This window comes from Mesorhizobium sp. M1A.F.Ca.IN.022.06.1.1, assembly GCF_003952605.1.
Taxonomy (GTDB): Bacteria; Pseudomonadota; Alphaproteobacteria; order Rhizobiales; family Rhizobiaceae; genus Mesorhizobium.
The window spans coordinates 5,486,208-5,508,812 of the sequence record NZ_CP034455.1 but is presented as its reverse complement, the minus strand read 5'-3'; the positions used below and the strand labels follow the sequence as shown (position 1 = coordinate 5,508,812).

The 22,605-nt window shown below is 66.1% G+C and carries 19 protein-coding genes, 3 pseudogenes and 1 riboswitch; of the genes and pseudogenes, 14 read left to right on the top strand and 8 right to left on the bottom strand.

Going from position 1 to position 22,605, the window contains the following annotated elements:
• Nucleotides 1–37: 37 nt before the first annotated feature.
• From EJ078_RS26175 to EJ078_RS26145, 7 genes are all read right to left on the bottom strand, one after another.
• Complete coding sequence (locus EJ078_RS26175; protein ID WP_095801982.1) at nt 38–718, bottom strand: NADH-ubiquinone dehydrogenase; 681 nt, start codon at nt 716–718, stop codon at nt 38–40.
• Between the two features lie 72 nt (nt 719–790).
• On the bottom strand, nt 791–2,095 hold the full coding sequence (gene nuoF / locus EJ078_RS26170; RefSeq protein WP_127215163.1) for an NADH-quinone oxidoreductase subunit NuoF: 1,305 nt from the start codon (nt 2,093–2,095) through the stop codon (nt 791–793).
• Between the two features lie 10 nt (nt 2,096–2,105).
• Nucleotides 2,106–3,410 carry an NADH-quinone oxidoreductase subunit E gene (locus EJ078_RS26165; RefSeq protein WP_127215164.1) on the bottom strand — a complete coding sequence of 435 codons (1,305 nt, stop codon included), beginning with the start codon at nt 3,408–3,410 and terminating at the stop codon, nt 2,106–2,108.
• On the bottom strand, nt 3,411–4,601 hold the full coding sequence (locus EJ078_RS26160; protein WP_095779761.1) for an NADH-quinone oxidoreductase subunit D: 1,191 nt from the start codon (nt 4,599–4,601) through the stop codon (nt 3,411–3,413).
• Between the two features lie 9 nt (nt 4,602–4,610).
• The gene (locus EJ078_RS26155; protein WP_066998762.1) at nt 4,611–5,216 is read right to left on the bottom strand and encodes an NADH-quinone oxidoreductase subunit C; all 606 of its coding nucleotides are present in this window, start codon (nt 5,214–5,216) and stop codon (nt 4,611–4,613) included.
• A 4-nt stretch (nt 5,217–5,220) separates the two neighbouring features.
• Nucleotides 5,221–5,802, bottom strand: a complete 582-nt coding sequence (locus tag EJ078_RS26150) for an NADH-quinone oxidoreductase subunit B (protein ID WP_013531090.1) — start codon at nt 5,800–5,802, stop codon at nt 5,221–5,223.
• Nucleotides 5,793–6,158: an NADH-quinone oxidoreductase subunit A gene (locus EJ078_RS26145; protein ID WP_027169002.1), complete on the bottom strand. Its 366-nt coding sequence runs from the start codon at nt 6,156–6,158 to the stop codon at nt 5,793–5,795. Before EJ078_RS26145 ends, EJ078_RS26150 begins: the two co-directional genes overlap by 10 nt.
• Nucleotides 6,159–6,492: 334 nt before the next feature.
• Here EJ078_RS26145 and EJ078_RS26140 point away from each other — a divergent pair.
• From EJ078_RS26140 to EJ078_RS26105, 8 genes and pseudogenes are all read left to right on the top strand, one after another.
• A pseudogene (locus EJ078_RS26140) lies at nt 6,493–7,732 on the top strand (winged helix-turn-helix domain-containing protein).
• Between the two features lie 29 nt (nt 7,733–7,761).
• A riboswitch (cobalamin riboswitch) is annotated at nt 7,762–7,961 on the top strand.
• 38 nt (nt 7,962–7,999) lie between these two features.
• Complete coding sequence (locus EJ078_RS26135; RefSeq protein ID WP_095826209.1) at nt 8,000–8,428, top strand: DUF1636 family protein; 429 nt, start codon at nt 8,000–8,002, stop codon at nt 8,426–8,428.
• A gap of 1 nt (nt 8,429) precedes the next feature.
• Nucleotides 8,430–9,467 (top strand): cobalamin biosynthesis protein CobW, encoded by a 1,038-nt coding sequence (gene cobW / locus EJ078_RS26130; protein WP_127215166.1) that lies wholly within the window; start codon nt 8,430–8,432, stop codon nt 9,465–9,467.
• A gap of 17 nt (nt 9,468–9,484) precedes the next feature.
• A pseudogene (cobN, locus tag EJ078_RS26125) lies at nt 9,485–13,078 on the top strand (cobaltochelatase subunit CobN).
• Nucleotides 13,075–14,436 (top strand): precorrin-3B synthase, encoded by a 1,362-nt coding sequence (gene cobG, locus EJ078_RS26120; RefSeq protein ID WP_127404027.1) that lies wholly within the window; start codon nt 13,075–13,077, stop codon nt 14,434–14,436. The pseudogene cobN and the gene cobG overlap by 4 nt, the downstream one beginning before the upstream one ends.
• 3 nt (nt 14,437–14,439) lie before the next feature.
• Nucleotides 14,440–15,072 (top strand): precorrin-8X methylmutase, encoded by a 633-nt coding sequence (locus EJ078_RS26115; RefSeq protein WP_066998742.1) that lies wholly within the window; start codon nt 14,440–14,442, stop codon nt 15,070–15,072.
• A complete protein-coding gene (locus EJ078_RS26110) occupies nt 15,069–15,827 on the top strand; it encodes a precorrin-2 C(20)-methyltransferase (RefSeq protein ID WP_127216847.1) in 759 nt (252 codons plus the stop codon). The genes EJ078_RS26115 and EJ078_RS26110 overlap by 4 nt, the downstream gene beginning before the upstream one ends.
• A complete protein-coding gene (locus EJ078_RS26105) occupies nt 15,824–16,588 on the top strand; it encodes a precorrin-3B C(17)-methyltransferase (RefSeq protein ID WP_095801991.1) in 765 nt (254 codons plus the stop codon). Before EJ078_RS26110 ends, EJ078_RS26105 begins: the two co-directional genes overlap by 4 nt.
• Here EJ078_RS26105 and EJ078_RS26100 read toward each other — a convergent pair.
• The gene (locus tag EJ078_RS26100; RefSeq protein WP_095826230.1) at nt 16,552–17,319 is read right to left on the bottom strand and encodes a cobalt-precorrin-6A reductase; all 768 of its coding nucleotides are present in this window, start codon (nt 17,317–17,319) and stop codon (nt 16,552–16,554) included. The two genes, EJ078_RS26105 and EJ078_RS26100, sit on opposite strands and share 37 nt — an antisense overlap.
• A 1-nt stretch (nt 17,320) precedes the next feature.
• Between EJ078_RS26100 and cbiE the strand changes: the two are divergent.
• The 6 genes and pseudogenes from cbiE to cobS all read left to right on the top strand — a co-directional run bounded on the left by cbiE (nt 17,321) and on the right by cobS (nt 22,597).
• Nucleotides 17,321–18,561: pseudogene (gene cbiE / locus EJ078_RS26095) on the top strand (precorrin-6y C5,15-methyltransferase (decarboxylating) subunit CbiE).
• Entirely contained in the window at nt 18,558–18,944 is a 387-nt protein-coding gene (locus EJ078_RS26090) for a cobalamin biosynthesis protein (RefSeq protein WP_095801993.1), read from the top strand. Before cbiE ends, EJ078_RS26090 begins: the two are co-directional and overlap by 4 nt.
• On the top strand, nt 18,941–19,705 hold the full coding sequence (cobM, locus tag EJ078_RS26085; RefSeq protein ID WP_208720942.1) for a precorrin-4 C(11)-methyltransferase: 765 nt from the start codon (nt 18,941–18,943) through the stop codon (nt 19,703–19,705). Before EJ078_RS26090 ends, cobM begins: the two co-directional genes overlap by 4 nt.
• Nucleotides 19,702–20,517: a uroporphyrinogen-III C-methyltransferase gene (cobA, locus tag EJ078_RS26080; RefSeq protein ID WP_164750695.1), complete on the top strand. Its 816-nt coding sequence runs from the start codon at nt 19,702–19,704 to the stop codon at nt 20,515–20,517. Before cobM ends, cobA begins: the two co-directional genes overlap by 4 nt.
• The gene (locus tag EJ078_RS26075) at nt 20,514–21,830 is read left to right on the top strand and encodes a cobyrinate a,c-diamide synthase (protein WP_095826217.1); all 1,317 of its coding nucleotides are present in this window, start codon (nt 20,514–20,516) and stop codon (nt 21,828–21,830) included. Before cobA ends, EJ078_RS26075 begins: the two co-directional genes overlap by 4 nt.
• On the top strand, nt 21,827–22,597 hold the full coding sequence (cobS, locus tag EJ078_RS26070) for an adenosylcobinamide-GDP ribazoletransferase (RefSeq protein WP_127217171.1): 771 nt from the start codon (nt 21,827–21,829) through the stop codon (nt 22,595–22,597). The genes EJ078_RS26075 and cobS overlap by 4 nt, the downstream gene beginning before the upstream one ends.
• The last annotated feature ends 8 nt before the right edge of the window (nt 22,598–22,605 follow it).

Below are 22,605 nucleotides of genomic sequence, written 5' to 3'. Positions count from 1 at the left end.
CATTCCGGGGCGCGACTGCGCCCGGCATTTCATCTCACTATTTGGCGGCCAGCGCCGCCGCTTGGCCAGTCCAGTCGTCGCGGCCGACGCGGCCGGCGAGCGACAGGTAATCCTCGACCCAGGCGATCTCTTCCAAGGTCCAGGCAGCGATCTGGTCGTAGGACCAGATGCCAAGACCATTCAGCACCTTCTCCAGCTTCGGCCCGATGCCCGATATCGCCTTCAGGTCGGACGGCTTTGCCGGCTTGTCGATCGCCTTGGGCTGCCTGAAATCTTCCGGCATCAGACCGGTCGCGGCCGTTCCGGCTACCGTGTCGCCTCTCGCGTCGAGCGCCTTCTCAGCGCTGGCGTTCGCCGCGATGTCGGTCACATCCCTGGCGAAGGTCTGCGCCTCGGCGATCAGCGTCTCGGTCGCCTTGCGCGCCTTGGACGAATTGTTGGCGGCTTCGGTCCGCGCCTCGAGATCGTCGAGGAACGGCTGGAGCATGCGCTGCGAGGCTTCGACGGCGCCGGAGAACGCGCCCATCCAGACACCCAGGGCATGGTTGGCGAAACCGATGCCTACCGCCGATAGTGCAGCCACGCCCGCGACAGGATGCGCCATCAGGTTGACGGCGCTGGCCATCTCCCTCGGCATCATCTTGGTCAGGTCCGGGTTCATCTTCTCGAGTTCGTCCAAATAAGGCATCAGCGGGTAGGCTATCGAATACGGCGCCATAGACATCTCCTGGTCGTTTCTTCGTACGCCCCGCCCCTGCTTTCCGTCCCGGGCAATGCCCGTCTTGCAAATCTATTCCGCCGCCGCCATCACCGGCTCGACCCGGTGCGCGTTGCGCGAAAACTCGTCGATGCGGCGCTCCACCTCGCCACGGAAATGCCGCATCAGGCCCTGGATCGGCCAGGCCGCGGCATCGCCCAGCGCGCAGATCGTGTGACCTTCCACCTGCTTGGTGACATCGAGCAGCATGTCGATCTCGCGCTTCTGCGCTTCGCCGCGCACCAGCCGTTCCATCACCCGCCACATCCAGCCGGTGCCTTCGCGGCACGGCGTGCACTGGCCGCAGCTCTCATGCTTGTAGAAGTAGGAAAGCCTGGCGATCGCCTTCACGATATCGGTCGACTTGTCCATGACGATGACAGCCGCAGTGCCGAGGCCGGATTTGAGGTCGCGCAATGCATCGAAATCCATCGGCGCGTCGATGATCTGCTCGGCCGGCACCAGCGGCACCGAAGCGCCGCCCGGGATGACCGCGAGCAGATTGTCCCAGCCGCCGCGAATGCCGCCGCAATGCGTCTCGATCAGTTCGCGGAACGGGATCGACATCGCCTCTTCGAAGGTGCACGGATTGTTGACGTGCCCGGACACGCAGAAGAGCTTGGTGCCGGCATTGTTCGGCCGGCCGAAGGACGAGAACCAGGCAGCACCCCGGCGCAGGATCGTCGGCGCCACGGCGATGGATTCGACGTTGTTGACCGTGGTCGGGCAGCCATAAAGGCCGACATTGGCCGGGAATGGCGGCTTCAGTCGCGGCTGGCCCTTCTTGCCCTCGAGGCTTTCGAGCAGCGCCGTCTCCTCGCCGCAAATATAGGCGCCGGCGCCGTGGTGTATATAGACGTCGAAGTCGTAGCCGGAGGTGTTGTTCTTGCCGATGAGCTTGGCCGCATAAGCCTCGTCGATGGCGCGCTGCAGCGCCTCGCGCTCGCGGATGAACTCGCCGCGCACATAGATGTAAGCAGCGACCGCGCCCATGGCGAAACCGGCGACCAGCGCGCCCTCGACCAGCGTATGCGGATCGTTGCGCAGAATGTCACGGTCCTTGCAGGTGCCAGGCTCGGATTCGTCGGCATTGATGACGAGATAGCTCGGCCGGCCATCGCTCTGCTTGGGCATGAACGACCATTTCAGGCCGGTCGGGAAGCCGGCGCCGCCACGGCCGCGCAGGCCGCTTGCCTTCATTTCGTTGATGATCCAGTCGCGTCCCTTGGCGATCAGGCCGGGTGTATCGTCCCACATGCCGCGCGCCTGCGCTCCGGCCAGCGACTTGTCGAAGAGGCCGTAGATGTTGGTGAAGATGCGGTCTTTGTCCTGAAGCATTGTTCGTCCCTCAGACCGGCTTCTTGCCGAAGACGCGGATGTACTCGGCGACGCCGCCCTTGGCGAGCGCCTTGGCCTGCTTCGCCCAGTCGTCGCGCTCGATACGGCCGCGGAAATTGAGATAGCCGTCGACCCATTCGCGCTCGGCCTTCCTCCACGCAGAGACCTGGGCGAAAGTATAAATGCCAAGCGAATGCAGGACGCCTTCGATCTTCGGACCGACACCGGAGATCAGCTTCAGATCGTCGACCGTTGCCGGACGCGCGATCCCGGCCGGGCGGTTCTTGTCCTCGAGCGAAGGCTTGGCCGTCTTGGTCGCAGGCTGCTTCGCTTCCGGCGACTTGAAGGCGGACGCCGGCTCGGCCTTGGCCTTCGGCCCGCTGCGCGGCTTCGAAACCGCCTCGACTTCCGGAGAAGCCTGGTTGGCATTGGCTGCGGAGTGGCGCGGCGCCCTGACGCTGGCCGCCTTCTCGGTCGCGGGCGAAACCTTGACCGGCGACGGTGTCCTTAGTGCCGGACTGGTTTCGGGCGCGTCGGTTTTCGGCTTGCCGGATTTCGATGGCCCGACAGGGGCCGAGGGCGGCGCGGCAGGCGCCTGCGAGACGACGGCGGCGGATGCAGTAGCCGGCGCTGCGGCAGCGGCTTGTCTGGCTGCCTTCGCGGCGGCCTTGGCTTCCTTGTCGCGGGTGGATTTCAGGATTGCGTTCTCGCTCTTCAGCGTCGTCAGGCCCGTGGCCGGCTCCGAACCGATGCGGCCGTTCTGCGGACCGGGCTTCACCTCGGCGCCTTTGCCGGCTTCATAGAGATCGATGATCTCGGCAAGGCGCTCCGGCGTCAGGTCTTCGAACGTGTCCTTGAAGATCATGACCATCGGCGCGTTGACGCAGGCGCCGAGGCATTCGACTTCCTCCCACGACAGCGTGCCCCTGTCGTTGGTATGGAACTGGTCGTGATGGATCTTAGACCGGCACACATCCATCAGCGCTTCCGAGCCGCGCAGCATGCAGGGCGTGGTGCCGCAGACCTGGATATGGGCGCGGGTGCCGACCGGATTGAGCTGGTATTGCGTGTAGAAGGTGGCGACCTCGAGGCCGCGGATGCGCGGCATGCCGAGCATATCCGAGATCGTCTCGATCGCCGCTTTCGTCACCCAGCCTTCCTGTTCCTGAGCGATCATGAGCAACGGGATGATGGCCGACTGCTCGCGTCCCTTCGGATATTTGGCGATCCACTGCTGCGCCGCCGCAGCGTTCGCCTCGTTGAAGGCGAAGGAGGCTGGCTGGACGCTGGCATCTGCGAGACGGCGGACTGACATTTAGCGATCGACCTCACCAAACACGATGTCGAGGGAGCCAAGCACGGCGGTGACGTCGGCCAGCATGTGGCCGCGGCACAGGAAATCCATGGCCTGCAGATGCGCAAAACCCGGCGCGCGCAGCTTGCAGCGATAGGGCTTGTTGGTGCCGTCGGAGACGAGATAGACGCCGAACTCGCCCTTCGGCGCCTCGACAGCCGCATAGACCTCGCCGGCCGGCACGCGGTAGCCCTCGGTGTAGAGTTTGAAGTGATGGATGAGCGCTTCCATCGAGCGCTTCATCGCCGCGCGCTTCGGCGGCACCACCTTGCCGTCGAGGTTCGATACCGGGCCACCGCTTTCCTTGCCGAGCAGCAGATCGACGCACTGGCGCATGATCTTCGCCGACTGGCGCATCTCTTCCATGCGCACGAGATAACGGTCGTAGCAGTCGCCGTTCTTGCCGATCGGGATGTCGAAATCCATCTCGGAATAGCATTCATAAGGCTGCGCCTTGCGCAGGTCCCAGGCCGCGCCCGAGCCGCGCACCATCACGCCCGAAAAACCCCAGGCCCAGGCGTCGGCGAGCGACACCGTGCCGATGTCGACATTGCGCTGCTTGAAGATGCGGTTGCCGGTGAGCAAGGCGTCAAGGTCGTCGACCGACTTCAGGAACGGATCGATCCACTTGCCGATATCCTCGATCAGCTTCTGCGGCAGGTCCTGATGCACGCCGCCTGGCCGGAAGTAGGCCGCATGCATGCGCGAGCCGGAGGCGCGCTCATAAAACACCATCAGCTTCTCGCGCTCGACGAAGCCCCACAGAGGCGGCGTCAGCGCGCCGACGTCCATCGCCTGCGTCGTCACATTGAGGATGTGCGACATGATGCGGCCCATTTCGGAATAGAGCACGCGGATCAGCTGGCCGCGCTTCGGCACCTCGATGCCGAGCAGGCGCTCGGCCGCGAGCGCGAAGGCATGCTCCTGGTTCATCGGCGCGCAATAGTCGAGCCGATCGAGATAGGGCACCGCCTGCAGATAGGTCTTGGCCTCGATCAGCTTCTCGGTACCGCGATGCAGCAGGCCGATATGCGGATCGACGCGGTCGACCACCTCGCCGTCCAGCTCCAGCACGAGACGCAAAACGCCGTGCGCAGCAGGGTGTTGAGGCCCAAAGTTAATGTTAAAATTGCGGACGGAGGTTTCAGCCATTGTGGCGCCTCAATTTGGCTTCGCCTTTTCATCGCCCGGAAGGACGTAATCCGTTCCCTCCCATGGGCTCAAAAAGTCAAAGTTTCTAAATTCCTGCTTCAATTCCACCGGCTCATAGATGACCCGCTTGGCCTCGTCGTCGTAGCGAACCTCGACGAAGCCGGTCAGCGGGAAGTCCTTGCGCAGGGGATGCCCTTCAAAGCCGTAGTCGGTGAGGATGCGGCGCAGGTCCGGATGGCCGGAGAAGAGCACGCCGTAGAGATCATAGGTCTCGCGCTCGAACCAGTCGGCGCCGGGATAGACGCCGGTCAGCGACGGCACCAGCGTCTCCTCGTCGGCCTGGACCTTGAGGCGGATGCGGACGTTCTGCTTCGGCGACAACAGGTGGTAGACGACGTCGAAGCGCTTGGCACGCGACGGATAGTCGGCGCCGCAAATGTCGATGATCGAGACGAACTGGCAGCGCGGGTCGTCGCGCAGGAAGGTCGCGACCTCGGTCAGGTTGCCCGGCTCGACGCAAACCGTCAGTTCGCCATAAGCAAGCACCGTTTCGCCGATGCGGCCGGAGAGCTTCTCGCCGAGATAGGTGGAGAGTTCGTGCAACGCCAAGGCCATTGGTTCACCGTTCGATCGTGCCGGTGCGGCGGATCTTCTTCTGCAACAGGAGAATGCCGTAGAGCAGCGCTTCGGCGCTCGGCGGGCAGCCGGGGACATAGATGTCGACCGGCACGATGCGGTCGCAGCCGCGCACCACCGAATAGGAATAGTGATAATAGCCGCCGCCATTGGCGCACGAACCCATCGAGATGACGTAGCGCGGCTCCGGCATCTGGTCATAGACCTTGCGCAGCGCCGGCGCCATCTTGTTGGTCAGTGTGCCCGCGACGATCATGATATCGGACTGGCGCGGAGACGCGCGCGGCGCGACGCCGAACCTCTCTGAGTCATAGCGCGGCATCGAGGTGTGGATCATCTCGACCGCGCAGCAGGCGAGACCGAAGGTCATGAACATCAGCGAGCCGCTGCGCGCCCAGGTGATCAGCGCCTCGGTCGAGGTGACAAGGAAGCCCTTGTCGGCCAGCTCATTATTGATCTCGAGGAAGAAGGGATCGTCCTCCCCCACCGGCCTGCCGGTGTTGGGATCGATGATGCCCTTGGGCTTCGGCGCGACGAGGGTGCCTGAACTGTCGTTCAATCCCATTCCAGCGCTCCTTTTTTCCATTCATAGGCAAAGCCGATGGTCAGCACCGCCAGGAACACCATCATCGACCAGAAGCCGAGCATGCCGAGCTTGGAGAAGGACACCGCCCACGGGAACAGGAAGGCGACCTCGAGATCGAAGATGATGAACAGGATCGACACCAGGTAGAAGCGGATGTCGAACTTCATGCGGGCGTCGTCGAATGAGTTGAACCCGCATTCATAGGCGGAAAGCTTTTCCGGATCGGGATTGCGGTAGGCAACCAGGAACGGCGCAACGATCAGCGCCAGGCCGACGACCATCGCCACTGCGATGAAGAGCACGATGGGCAGATACGAACTTAGGAGTGCGCTCATGCGGCGACTTTCCTTCGGCGGCCAGTTCACTTTGATTACAGCAACGGACTCTAAGGCGGAAGCGTGACAGTTTAACCCGCTGAACCGTTTTAGGTGGCCTATGCTGCGACGCGGCGAGGGTTAGCGCAGCGGTTTCGGCGACGCAAGTCAAACCTTCTTCAAAATCCGGCCCTGGACGCCATATCGGAAGAAACTGGTCCGATCCGCTCCTGTTTGATTTCCTTCATGTTTTACTCCACTTTTCTATCCTGACATATCTCCCGCCATTTGCCTGCTAGCATGGCCGGAATCACCGACTGGAAACCCCGGCAAAGGATCAGGGCAAGGTAGCTGGATGAAAGAAAAGATCTCGCTCGCCGCAGCAAGGCGCATTGCGCTCGGCGCGCAGGGTTTTACCGATGCGCGGCCTGCCGGCACGCCCGATCGTCGCCATCTCGCCCGCGTGCTTTCCCGAACTGGCCTGCTGCAGATCGATTCCGTCAGCGCCGTGGTGCGCGCCATATCGCTCTACTCGGCCTACTACCGCGCGCTGTGCGCGCCCACTATATGCCGCTCTACTCGCGCCTCGGCCCCTACCCGCTTGCGCTGCTCGACAACGCGGCCGTCACGCGCAAGCGAACCGTCTTCGAATACTGGCCCATGAGGCTTCCTTCCTGCCCGTCGAGACCTATCCGTTGATGCGCTGGCGCATGCAGCGGGCCGAGAAAGGCGAGGAAATGTATCTCGGCCTCGCCAAATGGGGCCGCGAGCGCAAGGCGATGATCGAGGAGATCTACGGGCAAGTCGCGGAACGCGGGCCGATCGCCGCCTCCGACATCGAAGGCCACAAGGGCAATGGCGGATGGTGGGGCTGGAGCGAGGCCAAGCACGCTTTCGAATGGCTGTTCTGGGCCGGGCGCATCACCACCGCCTACCGGCGAGGATTCGAGCGCTATTACGACCTGCCCGAGCGGGTTCTGCCGCAGGCCATCCTCGACCTGCCGGTGCCCTCGGTCGAGGACGCGCATCGCCAATTGCTGCGCATTTCCGCCCGCGCCCATGGCATCGCAACCTATGGCGATCTGCGTGACTATTTCCGCCTGGCGCCTGGCGATACGAAGGCCAGAATCGAGGAACTGGTCGAGATGGGCGAACTGCTGCCGGTGAAGGTCGAAGGCTGGGACAAGCCCGCCTATCTCCACAAGGACGCCCGCTTTCCGCGCCGGATCGAGGCCCGCGCCCTGCTCGCGCCCTTCGATCCGGTGGTATTCGAACGCACGCGCACCGAGAAGCTCTTCGGCTTCCGCTACCGCATCGAGATCTACACGCCAGCCGAGAAGCGCCAGTACGGCTACTACGTGCTGCCTTTCCTACTCGGCGACCGGATCGTTGCCCGGGTCGATCTGAGAGCTGACCGCCCGGCCGGAGTGCTGCGCGTCCATGCGGCTTTTGCCGAAGCCGGCGCTCCCGCCGAAACGGCCGCACAGCTCTTCGATGAGTTGAAACAGATGCAGGCATGGCTCGGCCTGGAAACCATCGAGGTGATGCCGGGCGGCGACCTTGGGCCGGCGTTGGCCGACATTTCGGTGTCGTAGCCGCGCGTTGACATGCGAGCACCTCTAAGCCTAAATCCGCCGCAGACGGTCTCCTCCCGGCAAGGGGAGGAGCCAAGAGGGAATGCGGTGCGGGAAAACCCAAATCCGCGGCTGTCCCCGCAACTGTGAGCGACGAGCCTCAGCCGAAAACCACTGGGATGTTCCCGGGAAGGCGGCGCAAGGCGACGACCCGCGAGCCAGGAGACCTGCCGTCTGAGACATGAGAATCCGATCGCTCGGCGGGTTTTCCGGGCAAGGAGCCTGGTTTTGGATCGCAACGTCAGTTTTCCGGCTAATACCGCGGACATTTCGTCCGAACCTCGCGACGCGCTATCGGAAGTGACCGTCATCGTCTGCTCCTCCTGCCGCGATGAGACCGGTTCGGACGCGCATCCGCGCGCCGGCGCCCTCCTTGCCGAAGACGCGCGCCGCGCCGCGCCGGACGAGAAAATCCGCATCCGCACCGTCGAGTGTCTCGGCAATTGCAAACGCCGCCTGAGCGCGGCGCTGCTGCGCGACGGCTGCTGGAGCTATGTCTTCGGTGACCTGGAAACGACCAGCGGCGCCGACCTCGTCACCGGCGCAAAGCTCTTTGCCACCTCGACCGACGGCCTCATCCCCTGGCGAGGCCGGCCCGATTCCCTCAAGCGCGGCCTGGTTGCCCGCCTCCCTCCCCTCGACCTGCTGAAGGACTGACATGACCGCATCCCTCTCCCGTGTTCCCTGCACTGTCGTCACCGGCTTTCTCGGCGCCGGCAAGACCACGCTGATCCGCAACCTGCTCGAAAACGCCAAGGGCAAGCGGCTGGCGATCATCGTTAACGAATTCGGCGATGTCGGCATCGACGGCGAGATCCTGAAAGGCTGCGGCATCGACACCTGCCCAGAGGAAAATATCGTCGAGCTCGCCAATGGCTGCATCTGCTGCACCGTCGCCGACGATTTCGTGCCGGCGCTCGACCAGATCCTGTCGCGCACGCCGAAGGTCGACCACATCCTGATCGAAACCTCCGGCCTCGCTTTGCCGAAGCCGCTCGTCCAGGCCTTCCAGTGGCCGACGGTGAAGAGCCGCGTCACGGTCGATGGCGTCATCGCGGTGGTCGACGGTCCGGCGCTGGCCGACGGCCGCGTCGCCTCCGACATGGACGCCCTGCAGGCGCAGCGCGCCGCCGACGATTCCCTCGACCACGATGATCCGGTCGAAGAGGTGTTCGAGGACCAGATCGCCTGCGCCGACCTCATCATCCTGTCGAAGAGCGATCTGATGGACGCGGCGGGCTCAGTCCGCGCCAATGCCGTTATCGGCGAGCACGTGGCGCGCGCGGTCAAGGTCGTGCCGACCGCACAGGGCAAGGTCGACCCGTCGGTGCTGCTCGGTCTTGGCCTCGCCGTCGAGGACGACGTCGAGAACCGCAAGACCCATCACGATGACGAGCTCGACCATGAGCATGACGATTTCGACTCCTTCGTCCTCGATATCCCGTCCATCGCCAGTCCGGATGAGCTGGCAAAGCGCGTCGCTCTCGCCGCCGAGCAGGAAAACGTTCTGCGCGTCAAAGGCTTTGTCGAGGTGGGCGGCAAGCCGATGCGGCTGCTGCTCCAAGCCGTCGGCCCGCGCGTCAATCACTATTACGACCGCGCCTGGACGCCGGACGACGACCGCCGATCGCGGCTCGTCGTCATCGGCCTCAAGGGGCTGAACCGCCCGGCGATCGAGCGTATCCTCGCCGGCTGAGGCAAGACCGAACCGCGATGCACATCCTCACCACGACATCCGCCTCGCTCGACGATCTCGCCGAGCCGATCGACCTCAGGCAGACGCCTGCGGATGTCGTGGCCCTGTCCTTCACCGACAGCGATCTCGCCGGCCTCGCCGCTGCGTGGAAGGCCGACGCCGCGCGGCTGCCGTCGATGCGGCTGGCAGCACTTCGCGATCTCCGCCATCCGATGTCGGTGGACCTCTGGATCGACAGCGTTGCCCGTCACGCCAAGGTGGTCCTCGTCCGCATCCTGGGCGGCTACGACTGGTGGCGCTATGGCTCCGACCAGCTCGCCGCGGTCGCACGCGAGCGCGGCATCAAGCTGGCGCTGCTGCCGGGCGAAAGCCATGACGAGGACCAGCGGCTGATCGAAGCCTCGACCCTGCCGCGCGCCGAACTCGACGCCCTGCTCGGCTATTTCCGCGAAGGCGGCCCGGCGAACATGAGCGCGCTGGTGCAAAGACTGGCAAGGCTCGCCGGGTCGGATACGGCCGTGGCCGAGCCGGTGAGCGTGCCGAAGGCGGGGTACTATCAACCAGGAATCGGAGTTGTCGCGAAATCAGTCTTCTTGAACGTCGGCGATCCGTCACACCTCCCTCTGTCCGGCAGGAGAGAGGGGGGTGTGGCGGAGCTCAACATCGACAGCGTCGGTGCCCCCGTCATCCCCATCCTCTTCTACCGCTCGATGCTGCTTGCCGCGGACGTCGCGCCAATCGATGCACTCGCAGATGCCCTTCGCTCGCAGGGCATGACGCCAATGCCGATCTTTGTTTCGAGCCTCAAGGACCCGGTATCGCTGGCTTTCGTCGAAACCGCCATCACCTCGTTGAACCCGTCCGCCATCGTCACTGCAACCGCCTTCGCTTCCGGTGCCGAGCCTGGTGCCGAAACGCTCTTCGACCGTGCCGGCGTGCCCGTGTTCCAGGTCATCGTCGCCACGACGCGGCGCGAAGTCTGGGAGAAAAACCAGCGCGGCCTGGCGCCCGCCGACCTTGCCATGCATGTCGTGCTGCCCGAGCTCGATGGCCGTATCCTCGCCGGCGCGATCTCCTTCAAGGGCGAGATCGACGCCGATCCGGCGCTGGCCTTCCGCGCCTTCGCCAACCGACCGGAAACGGATCGCGTCGCCCAGGTCGCCGCTCGCGTCGCGGCGATCATTCGCCTTCAACGGACGGAGCGGGCGGAACGCAAGCTGGCGATCCTGATTCCGGATTATCCAAGCGCGCCCGGACGCACCGGCTATGCTGTCGGCCTGGATGTGCCGTCGAGCGTGCTCGCCATGCTGCAGGACCTGAAGGAACAGGGCTATGCGGTTGATGGGATTCCACAATCGCCACGCGGGCTGCTGGATGTGTTGGAGGTGGGTGGACTTGGTCTCACCTTACAGGAATATCTCGCCTTTTCGGCAGCGCTTCCCGAAGGTGCACGCGACACGGTTGAGGCAGCGTGGGGGAGAGCCAACGACAAAGCTCACGTCAATGCGCCCCCTCTGTCCTGCCGGACATCTCCACCTCTAGGGGGAGATTGCGCCTGCATCGATGCTTTCGCCAATCATCAACGCTGGAGGAGAAGCGCCGTCAGCGAAACTGCCAATCTCCCCCCTTGAGGGGGAGATGTCCGGCAGGACAGAGGGGGTGTTCAAGCGCCTCCTTCCGCAAGCTTCCCCTTCCGCGCCGCCATCTTCGGCAACGTCACCGTGGCGCTGGCCCCCGACCGTGGCCGCTCCGCAGACCGCCGCGCTGACTACCATGACCCGACCCTTCCCCCGCGCCACGAGCTGATCGCCTTCGGCCTGTGGTTGCAAAAGTCGCTCGGCGTCCACGCCATCGTCCATGTCGGCGCGCATGGCACGCTGGAATGGCTGCCGGGCAAGACGGTCGCGCTCTCCGACACCTGCTTTCCCGAGATCGTCACCGGCTCGCTGCCGGTTGTCTATCCCTTCATCGTCTCCAATCCCGGCGAGGCGGCGCAGGCCAAGCGCCGCATCTCGGCCGTCACGCTCGGTCACCTGCCGCCGCCGCTGACCGGCGCCGGGCTCGACGAGGCGCAACAGAGGCTTGAGCGGCTGGTCGACGAATACGCACAAGCCGACGGGCTCGACCGCCGCCGCCGCGACCGTCTGGCCAGGCTCATCGTCGAGACAGCGGAGAAATCCGGGCTGGCTGCCGAAGCCGGAGTTGCCGGAACCGATGTGCCGGACGAGGCGCTGCGCCGCATCGACGCGTGGCTGTGCGACCTCAAGGATTTTGCCGTCAAGGACGGGCTGCATGTCTATGGCCGCGCGCCGGAAGAAGAGGCCGATCCACTGCGCCGCCAAAGCGCCGAGACCGAAAAAGACGCCCTGCTCGCTGCGCTCGACGGGCGTCACATCAAGGCCGGACCGGCAGGCGCGCCGGCGCGCGGTCGTTCCGATGTCCTGCCCACCGGCCGCAACCTTTTCACCTCCGATCCGCGCACCATGCCGACGTCGACGGCCTATGATCTCGGGCAGGCGGCGGCGGAAGAAGTCGTGCGCAGCTACATGCAGAGCCATGGCGACTGGCCGCGCTCGTTGGTCATCGACCTCTGGGGCTCCGCCTCGTTGCGCACCGGCGGCGAGGAGATCGCGCAAGGCCTGGCGCTGATGGGCTGCCGGCCGCAATGGGATGCCGCAACGGGCCGCGTCACCGGCATCGAGGTGATGCCGCCGGCCGCCCTCGGCCGCCCGCGCGTCGACGTCACCTGGCGCATCTCCGGCCTGTTTCGCGATATGTTCCCGACCCAGATCGCGCTGATCGGCGCCGCCGCCAGCGCCGTCGCCGGTCGCGACGAGGACGATTCGGAAAATCCGCTTGCCGCCGCGGCCCGTGCCCAAGGCAAAATTGGTCCGCGCATTTTCGGCACCTCGCCCGGCACTTACGGCGCCGGAGTCGAGGAATTGCTGTCGCGCGGCGAATGGAGCGCGCGCGAAGAGATCGGCCGCGCCTATCTCGAAGCAACCTCGCATGCCTATGGCGGCGCCGACGGTGAGGCCATCTCCGCGCCCGGCGTCTTCGAGGGCCGCATCGCCGACGCGGACCTGCTTGTCCACACCGGCGACGACCCGGGCCGCGACATCCTCGAAGGTTCGGCCGATGTCGCCTTCATTGGCGGGTTTTCGGCCGCACTTGCCGCGCTTGGCAGGAATGCCGATGTCATCGTGCTCGACACGACTGACCCTAAGAAGCCGAGGCCGCGATCGGTCGGCGAAGCGGTGTCGCGCGTGGTGCGGGCCCGCGCCGTCAATCCGCGCTTCATTGCCGGGCAGATGCGCCACGGCCCCCGCGGCGCCTCGGAATTCGCCGAGACGGTCGACCGCCTGGTCGGCTTCGCCGAGACCACGCATGCCATATCGGGCGCGCTGATCGAGGCGGTGCACGACGCCTATATCGGTGATGCGGAAGTCCGAGCCTTCTTGCTGCGCGAAAATCCCGCCGCCGCGAAGGTCATCGCTGAGCGATTCCTGGCTGCGCGACGGCGCGGTCTCTGGCATCCGCTCAGGAATTCCATCGACGACGATCTCACGGCCTTGATCGCCGAGGCGCAGGCAAGCGAGGTGGCGGCATGAACGCCTTCTCGCGTCGTGGCGCCTGCCCCGCGTTGAGCGCGCCGATGCAGACCGGCGATGGCCTGCTGGTGCGGCTCAATCCGGTTCCTGGAGGGCTTGCACCCAAGTCGCTGATCGGTCTTTGCGAATCCGCCTTGCGCCACGGCAACGGCATCATGGAAGTGACCGCTCGCGGTAGCCTGCAGATCCGGGGCCTGACCGCAGACAGCGCTGGGCTGCTGGCGGCGGAAGTGGATGCGCTGGGCATCGCGGTGCGGACGGGCGTGCCGGTGGAGACCGGGCCGCTCGCGGGTATCGACCCGCAGGAGATTGCAGATTCGCGCCCGCTGGCGGAACGGATCAGGGCGGCGGTTGAAGAGGCCGGGCTGACGCCACGGCTGGGGCCGAAGGTGTCGGTAGTTGTCGACGGCGGCGGGCAGTTGGCTGTGGACGCGCTGACGGCTGACGTGCGGCTGAAGGCGGTGCGGACTGTGGCCGGCGTCCAGTGGAGCGTGTCGGTTGCCGGTGACAGCCAAAGCGCGAAGTCACTCGCCACTGTTGACGAGGATACGGCGCGCAACATCGCGGTGGCTGCACTAAGGATGGTGGCCGAAAAAGGCCGCGAGGCGCACACGCGGGATTTGTCGGACCGGCAGTTGGCTTCGCTCGCAGGCTGGCATTCCTTCGCGCCCCCCTCTGTCCTGCCGGACATGTCCGGCAGGACAGAGGGGGGCGCCGTAGGGCGTCAGCATTCGCCCATCGGCCTCTTCGACCTGAGCAGCAGCCACGCCCTCGGCATCGGCCTGCCCTTCGGAAGTATGCCGGCGCAGAACCTCATCGACCTCGCCGCCAGGGCCTCCGATCTGGGCTCGGCCGAAATCCGCATGGCCCCAGGCCGCACCCTACTTTTCCTCAACCTCTCCCCATTCGCCAGCGCCTCTCTCCAAGCCTCCGCGTCCGCCCTCGGCTTCATCACCGCCCCCACCGATCCGCGCACCCGCATTGCCGCCTGCCCCGGAGCGCCCGCCTGCGCCTCCGGCCGCATCGCCACCCGCGCCATCGCCGAAGAAATCGCAACGGAAAGCCCCGATCTCTTCGATGCCTCCCTCACCCTCCACATTTCCGGCTGCGCCAAAGGCTGCGCCCATCCCGGCCCAGCGGGGCTCACCCTGGTCGGCGACGAAAACGAAGCCGGACTTGTCGTGGACGGGACGGCAAAGACCCTTCCTGCCGGATACAGGCCGGGCTATGACGCCGCGCGCGGGGTCGCCGGCATTGCGGCGGCGATCCGAAACGCACGGCATCCCGGCGAGACTGCCGCCGCTTGCCTCACAAGGCTCGGCGCGACTGAGATCGCCGAACTCTATCGACGGAACTGAAGAATGGCCGCCTACGACTATATCCATGACGGGATGGCGATCTACGAGCGCTCTTTCGCCATCATCCGCGCCGAGGCGGACTTGTCGCGCTTTTCCGAGACAGAGGCCGATGTCGCGATCCGCATGATCCACGCCTGCGGCCAGGTCGAGGCAGCCAGCCAGTTCGTGTTCTCCAGCGGTTTCGTTGAAGCGGCCCGTGCCGCCCTTGCCGCCGGGGCGCCGATCTTCTGCGATGCCGAGATGGTCGCCCACGGCATCACCCGTGCCCGCCTGCCGGCCGGAAACGAGGTGATCTGCACGCTGCGCGACCCGCGCACCGTCGATATCGCCAAGGAAATCGGCAACACGCGCTCGGCCGCCGCTATCGACCTTTGGAGCGAGCGCATGGCAGGTTCGGTGGTCGCCATCGGCAACGCACCGACCGCGCTGTTCTATCTGCTCGAAAAACTGCGCGACGGCGCGCCGAAGCCGGCCGCCATCATCGGCATGCCGGTTGGTTTCGTCGGTGCTGCCGAATCCAAGGATGCACTGGCGGAAAACTCCTACGGTGTGCCTTGCGCCATCGTCCGCGGCAGGCTGGGCGGCAGCGCCATGACGGCCGCAGCACTCAACGCATTGGCGAGGCCAGGCCTGTGAACGCTTTCCCCAAAGGCCGGCTCGTCGGCGTCGGCACCGGTCCCGGCGATCCGGAGCTGTTGACGCTGAAGGCGGCGCGCGCGCTGGCCGAGGCTGACGTTGTCGCCTATTTCGCCAAGCGCGGCAACAACAGCAACGCGCGCGCCATTGTCGAGGCGCGCTTTCGCCCGGATATGGTCGAGCTGCCGCTGCTCTATCCGGTGACGACCGAGATCGACAAGGATCACGACGACTATCGCTCGCAGATCACCGATTTCTATGAGCAGTCCGCCGAACAGGTCGCCGGGCATCTCGGCGCCGGCAAGATGGTGGCCGTGCTGTCGGAGGGCGATCCGCTTTTCTACGGCTCCTATATGCATCTGCACGTGCGCCTCTCGCACCGATTCCCGACAGAAGTCATTCCCGGTATCACCGCCATGTCCGGCTGTTGGTCGGCGACCGGCCTGCCGATCGTCCAGGGCGACGATGTGCTGACCGTGCTTCCCGGCACGATGAGCGAGTTCGAGCTGATGCGACGGCTGGCCGATACCGATGCCGCCGTCATCATGAAGGTCGGCCGCAATCTGCCGAAGATCCGCCGCGCGCTGGAAGCGACCGGCAAGCTGACGAAGGCCGTCTATGTCGAGCGCGGCACCATGCCGGGCAGCGTGTCGATGCGGCTCGCGGAAAAGCCGGACGACAAGGCCCCCTATTTCGCCATCGTGCTGGTCGCCGGCTGGTCGGCGCGTCCCGGAGTTCCCGGAGCCAAGCCTTGAGCGGCCGCCTCACCGTGATCGGCCTCGGCCCCGGCAATGCCGATCAGGTCACGCCGGAGGCGATCCGCGCCGTGACGGAGGCTTCCTTCTTCTATGGCTACAAGCCCTATCTCGACCGGCTCGAGCTGCGACAGGACCAGACCCGCATCGCCTCCGACAATCGCGAAGAGCTAGCCCGCTCGAACGAGGCGCTGGCCAAGGCAGCCGAAGGTCACAGCGTCGCTGTCGTGTCCGGCGGCGATCCCGGCGTATTCGCCATGGCGGCCGCCGTCTGCGAGGCGATCGAAGCCGGTCCGCCAGAATGGAGGTCAATCGACCTCGCGGTCGTTCCCGGCGTCACCGCCATGCTCGCGGTCGCCGCCCGCATCGGCGCGCCGCTTGGCCATGATTTCTGCGCCATCTCGCTCTCCGACAATCTAAAACCCTGGGAGCTGATCGAGCTGCGTCTGCTGGCGGCGGCCGGCGCCGGCTTCGTCATTGCGCTCTACAATCCGATCAGCAAGGCCCGCCCCTGGCAGCTCGGCCGCGCCTTCGAATGCCTGAAGGCCATTCTGCCGGGCACCACCCCGGTGATCTTCGGCCGCGCCGCCGGCCGGCCCGAAGAGCGCATCGAGGTGTTTCTGCTCGCCGACGCCGATGCGGCAAAGGCCGACATGTCGACCTGCGTCATCATCGGCTCGCCCGAGACCCGCATCATCAAGCGCGGCGACAAGCCCGCGCTGGTCTACACGCCGCGTTCGGCAACTGGGTCGAGAAAATGATCGACCATCGCAGCCAGCTGATCGACGGTCTCGGCCGACGCAACGTCAGGCAGCGGCGGCCTGCGCACCATGATCACCTCGATGCCGAGCGCGCGCGCCGCGGCGATCTTGCCGTAGGTCGCCTCGCCGCCGCTGTTCTTCGAAACGACGGTATCGATGGCGTATTTTTCAAGCAGCGCGCGCTCGTCCGCTTCGGGGAACGGCCCGCGCGCCAGAAGGTAAACTGCGTCAGGCACAGCCAGCTTTGGCTCGATCGGGTCGACGCTGCGAATGAGATAGCGATGCTGCGGAGCGGCCTCGAACGCGCCGGCTTCCTGCCGGCCGATCGCCAGCAAGACTCGTCGCGGCGCCGTGCCAAGCGCCTTGGCCGCTTCAGCGACGCTCTCCACGAAAGTCCAGCGATCACCCGCGACAGGCTCCCAGCCGGCACGCCGCAGCGCAACCATCGGCACGCGGGTTTGCCTGGCCGCCTCAGCGGCATTGGCCGACATACGGGCCGCGTAAGGATGCGTGGCGTCGACCACCAGATCGACCTGTTCCCGATGGAGGTAGGCGGCCAATCCCTCCATGCCGCCAAAGCCGCCGCTACGCATGGGGACGCCTTGCGCCATGGGGCTTTCGGTGCGGCCGGCGAGCGACAGCGTGATCGAGAAATCCTTCCGGCGAGCCAGCTTGCCCGCCAGCTGCCGGGCCTCCGTGGTTCCGCCGAGAATCAGAATACGGTGGGTCATCATGCCTGCTGAGGGTTCGCGCGCTGCCAAGCCGGTCGCAAGATGGCTGACCATCGTCGGCATCGGCGAGGACGGTGTAGCGGGTCTGGGCGACGAGGCCAAGCGCAGGATCGCCGAGGCCGAAGTCATCTTTGGCGGCAAGCGGCACCTCGCGCTCGTCTCAGACTTGGCCAAGGGCAAGGCGCGACCGTGGCCGACGCCGTTCGATGCCGAGATGCATGATGTGCTGGCGCTCGAAGGCAGAAGCGTCTGCGTGGTGGCTTCCGGCGACCCGTTCTTCCACGGCGTCGGCGTCACGCTCGCGCGCAAAGTGAAACCGGATGAGATGCTCGTCCTGCCGGCGCCGTCATCGCTGTCGCTAGCCGCCTCCCGTCTCGGCTGGGCGCTGCAGGATGTCGAAACCATGTCGTTGCATGGCCACTCGATCGACCTCCTCCGCCCCTGCTCCACCCCGGCGCACGTATCCTTGCGCTCACATCCGACAGCGACGCGCCGGTCGCCATCGCCGCGCTGCTCGACGAACTCGGCTTCGGTCCGTCGCGGTTGACGGTTCTCGAAGCGCTTGGCGGCCAGGGCGAAACGCGCCACGCTGCCCGCGCCGACGCCTTCGATCTCAAAAACATCAATCCGCTCAACGTGCTGGCGCTCGAAATAGAATCGACTCCGGATGCGCGCATCCTGCCTTTGACCGTCGGCCTTGCCGATCATCTGTTCGAGCATGACGGCCAGATCACCAAGCGCGAGATCCGCGCCATGACGCTGTCGGCGCTGGCGCCGCGGCGCGGTGAACTGCTCTGGGACATCGGTGCCGGCTCCGGCTCGATCGGCATCGAATGGATGCGGGCTCACCCTTCGATGCGGGCGATTGCCATCGAAGCCGACAGCGAGCGCGCCGCCCGCATCCATCGCAACGCCGCGCATTGCGGCGTGCCCGGTCTCGTCGTCATCGAAGGCTCGGCGCCGAAAGCGCTGGCAACACTGGCGACACCAGACGCCATCTTCATCGGCGGCGGCGGCAGCGATGCCGGCGTGCTGCAGACAGCGATCAAGTCGCTGCGCGCCGGCGGCCGGTTGGTCGCCAATGCTGTGACGCTGGAAATGGAGGCGCTGCTGCTTGACCAGCATACCAGGCGCGGCGGCGACCTTCTGCGCATCGCCCTCTCGCGTGCGGCGCCGGTCGGATCCATGCAGGCCTGGCGTCCGGCCATGCCGGTCATGCAATGGAGCTGGGTAAAGCCATGATGGTCGCGGGTATCGGCTGCCGGAAGGGTGTGATGGCGCGCGACGTGCGCGCCGCGATCGAGACCGCGCTCGAAGCGCATGGGTTGCCAAAGACCGCGCTTTCAGCGCTGGCAACGGGCGAAATGAAACGCGACGAGCAAGCGATCTTTCTTGCCGGTCGCGACCTCGACCTGCCCGTGCTCGTCGTCTCCGACGACGCCTTGCAAACCGTCTCATCCGGCACGATCAGCCAATCCGAATGGTCGCAGGCTCACGCCGGCACGCCGTCGGTTTCGGAAGCGTCGGCCCTGGCCGCGGCCGGCAAAGAGGCGAAACTGCTTGGACCACGTACGGTACTTGGTCCTGTAACCTGTGCCATCGCCCTTGGTGGAGGCCCAAAATGACCGTCCATTTCATCGGCGCCGGCCCTGGTGCTGCCGACCTCATCACCTTGCGCGGCAGCCGCCTGCTGGCCTCCTGTCCGATCTGCCTCTATGCCGGCTCGATCGTCGCGCCGGAACTGCTCGAACACTGCGCGCCCGGCACAAAACTGATCGACACCGCGCCGATGTCGCTCGACGAGATCGAGGCCGAATATCTTGCCGCCCACGAAGCCGGCCAGGACGTCGCGCGCCTGCATTCCGGCGACCTTTCGGTGTGGAGCGCAGTGGCCGAGCAGATCCGGCGGCTCGAGAAGCGCGATATCCCCTACACGCTGACGCCGGGCGTGCCTTCCTTCGCGGCGGCGGCGGCGGCGTTACGGCGCGAGCTTACCATTCCCGAGCTCGCGCAGAGCCTCGTGCTGACCCGCGTCTCCGGCCGCGCCTCGAAAATGCCGCCCGGCGAGACGCTTGCCGGCTTCGGCCGCACCGGTGCAACTCTAGCCATCCATCTCGCCATCCATGCCATCGCCCGCATCGTTGCCGAACTCACGCCGCTCTACGGCGCAGAATGCCCAGTGGCGGTCGTCTTCCGCGCTTCCTGGTCGGACGAGCGCATTCTGACCGGCACGCTGGGCACGATCGAGGCGCAGCTTGCGCAAAATCCGATGGAGCGCACGGCGATCATCTTCGTCGGCAGCGCATTGGCCGCGCAGGATTTCGGCGAGAGCTCACTTTACCACGCCCACTACCAGCGGCGTTTTCGCGGACGGGACGGATTGTGAACGCCAGCACCAACAGAAACGGACGGGCAACGGTGGAGCAGGCGCTGGCGCGGCTGAACTTCAAGCCGCGCGCGCTGGAGCCCGGCCATGTCTGGCTGGCCGGCGCCGGCCCCGGCGATCCCGGCTGCCTGACGCTCGAAGTGCTGGCGGCACTCGGGCAGTGCGATGCGCTGGTCTATGACGCGCTGGTCTCGCCCGACGTCGTCGCGGTTGCTGCAGGCGCGGAGCTCTTCTACGCCGGTAAACGCGGCGGCCAGCCCTCGATGAAGCAGGACGACATCAACGCCCTGCTCGTGCGGCTGGCGCGCGAGGGCCGCCGCGTCGTGCGGCTCAAGGGCGGCGATCCCTATATTTTCGGCCGCGGCGGCGAAGAGGCGTTGTCGCTGGCACGGGAAAACATACCATTTCGGGTGCTCTCCGGCCTCACCTCCGGTCTCAGCGCATTGGCCGCCACCGCCATCCCTGCCACCATGCGCGGCATCAACAGGGCGGTCATCCTTGCCACGGGCCATGCCGCCGGCACCGATGACGACATCGACTGGGCCGCAATCGCGCGCACCGGCCAGCCGGTCGTCATCTATATGGGCATGGCCAATCTGCCGGTGATAGCGGCAAAGCTGCTCAGCGGTGGCCTCGCGCCGTCGACGCCTGCCGCCGTGATCGTCGCAGCGACCACGCCGCAGGAGCGCATCGTTGTCGCCACGCTCGCCACAATCGCCGAGGAGGCCGCTGCCGCCGGGCTCGCCTCCCCGGCGCTGATCGTCGTCGGCGGTATCGTCGCCATGCGCGCGGCACTGGCGGGCGGGGCATGACGGCGCGCGCGATCATCATCGGCGCGCCGCGCTCCGGCTCGGGCAAGACCAGCGTCACCATAGGCCTGTTGCGCGCGCTTGCCCGGCGCGGGCTGAAGGTGCGCGGCGCGAAGTCCGGACCGGACTATATCGATCCCGGCTTCCATACCGCCGCCACCGGCCTCTCCGGCGTCAATCTCGACAGCTGGGCGATGCCGCCTTCCCTGCTCAACGCGCTGGCGAACCAGGCAGCGTGTGGTGCCGAGTACGTCATTCTCGAAAGCGCGATGGGCCTTTTCGACGGCATTCCCGCGCCGGAAGGCCGTTCGGGTTCGGCCGCCGATCTCGCCCGGCTCTATGGCCTGCCGGTGCTTCTGGTGCTCGACGTTTCCGGTCAGTCGACCACGGCCGCCGCCGTCGCCAAGGGTTTTGCCACCTACGATCCGGATGTGCGCATGGCCGGCGTCGTGCTCAACCGCCTCGGCAGCGAGCGCCATCGCCGGCTGGCGGGCGACGCGATCGAGGCCATCGGCCTGCCGGTGGTCGGCGCCATCATGCGCGATCCGACGCTCAACCTGCCGGAGCGGCATCTCGGCCTCGTCCAAGCAGGGGAGCACGAGAACCTCATGGCGCATCTCGACCGGCTTGCCGACATGGTCGAGAAGTCGCTCGATATCGACGCCATTCTCGCGCTGGCGAGCCCGCTCGAACCCACGGCCGGCGACTTCGGCGAGGCGTTACAGCCACCAAGCCAGCGCATTGCACTGGCCGAGGACGCCGCCTTCACCTTCCTCTACCCGCATGTCGCCTCATACTGGCGAAACGCTGGCGCCGAGATCGTGCCCTTCTCACCGCTTGCCGACGAAGCGCCGAGCCAAGATTGCGATGTCTGCTGGCTGCCAGGCGGTTATCCAGAACTGCATGCCGGCAAGCTTGCGGCCGCTGGCAACTTCCGTGCGGGAATGGCCCGTTTCGCCGCGACCAAGCCAGTGCATGGCGAGTGCGGCGGCTTCATGGTGCTGGGCGAGGTGCTGGAGGATGCGGACGGCGAGAGCCATAAAATGCTTGGCCTGCTTGGCCATTCGACCAGCTTCGCCAGGCGCAAGATGAACCTCGGCTATCGCGAGGCGCGGCTGCGCGCCGGGTGTCCGCTTGGCAGCGAAGGCATGCTCATCCGCGGCCATGAGTTCCACTATGCGCAGATCGCCGCCACAGGCAATGACGAGCCGCTGGCGGACCTCGCCGACGGCCAGGGCAATCCGCTGGGCGCGTCGGGTTACCGGCGCGGCCATGTCAGCGGCACTTTCTTCCATGCCATTGCGAGGGGCGCATGAGCGGCGGCCTTTCCGAGCCTCGGCGATTGCTCGACGACATAGGCCTCAGCCTTGTCTTCTTGACGCGGCTGAGGCTGCCGTCGAGCGATTTCGGCGGCCGCAGCCTAGCCGAAGCGATCTGGGCGGCACCCTTTGCCGGTCTCGCCGTCGCCGTCATCGGCGCGCTTGTTTACGCCATCGTTGGCGCCCTGGGCCTTGCCGCCGGTCCGGCTGCGGCGCTCGCGCTTGCAGCGACGATGCTTGTCACCGGCTGCCTGCACGAGGACGGGCTCTCCGATATCGCCGATGGACTCGGCGGCGGCCGGACGCGCGAGAAGAAGCTGGAGATCATGCGCGACAGCCGCATCGGCGCCTATGGCGCCGCGGCGCTCGGCATCTCGCTGCTCATCCGCTGGAGCGCGCTTTCGGAACTGGCCGGCCCTGGCCACATCTTCCTGGCGCTTTTGGCAGCGCACGCCGCCTCGCGCGGCCTGTTCGGCACCTTCATGCACCTTCTGCCGCCGGCGCGCCCCGATGGGCTGTCGGCCGACGCGGGCTCGGTCACTGCCGAAACCGCCGTCGTTGGCGCCGCGCTCGGAGCCGTGGCGCTGTTGGCGCTCGGCCTCGGCGGCGCAATTGCCGCGGTCGTCCTGCTTAGCCTGGTGTTTGCCGCCTTTCGTGCGCTCTGCCTCAGCCAGATCGGCGGCCAGACCGGCGACACGATCGGCGCGCTGCAGCAGCTCGGCGAGATCGCCGTGCTGCTTGTCGCTTCCGTTTGCCTTTCCTGATTCTCTTT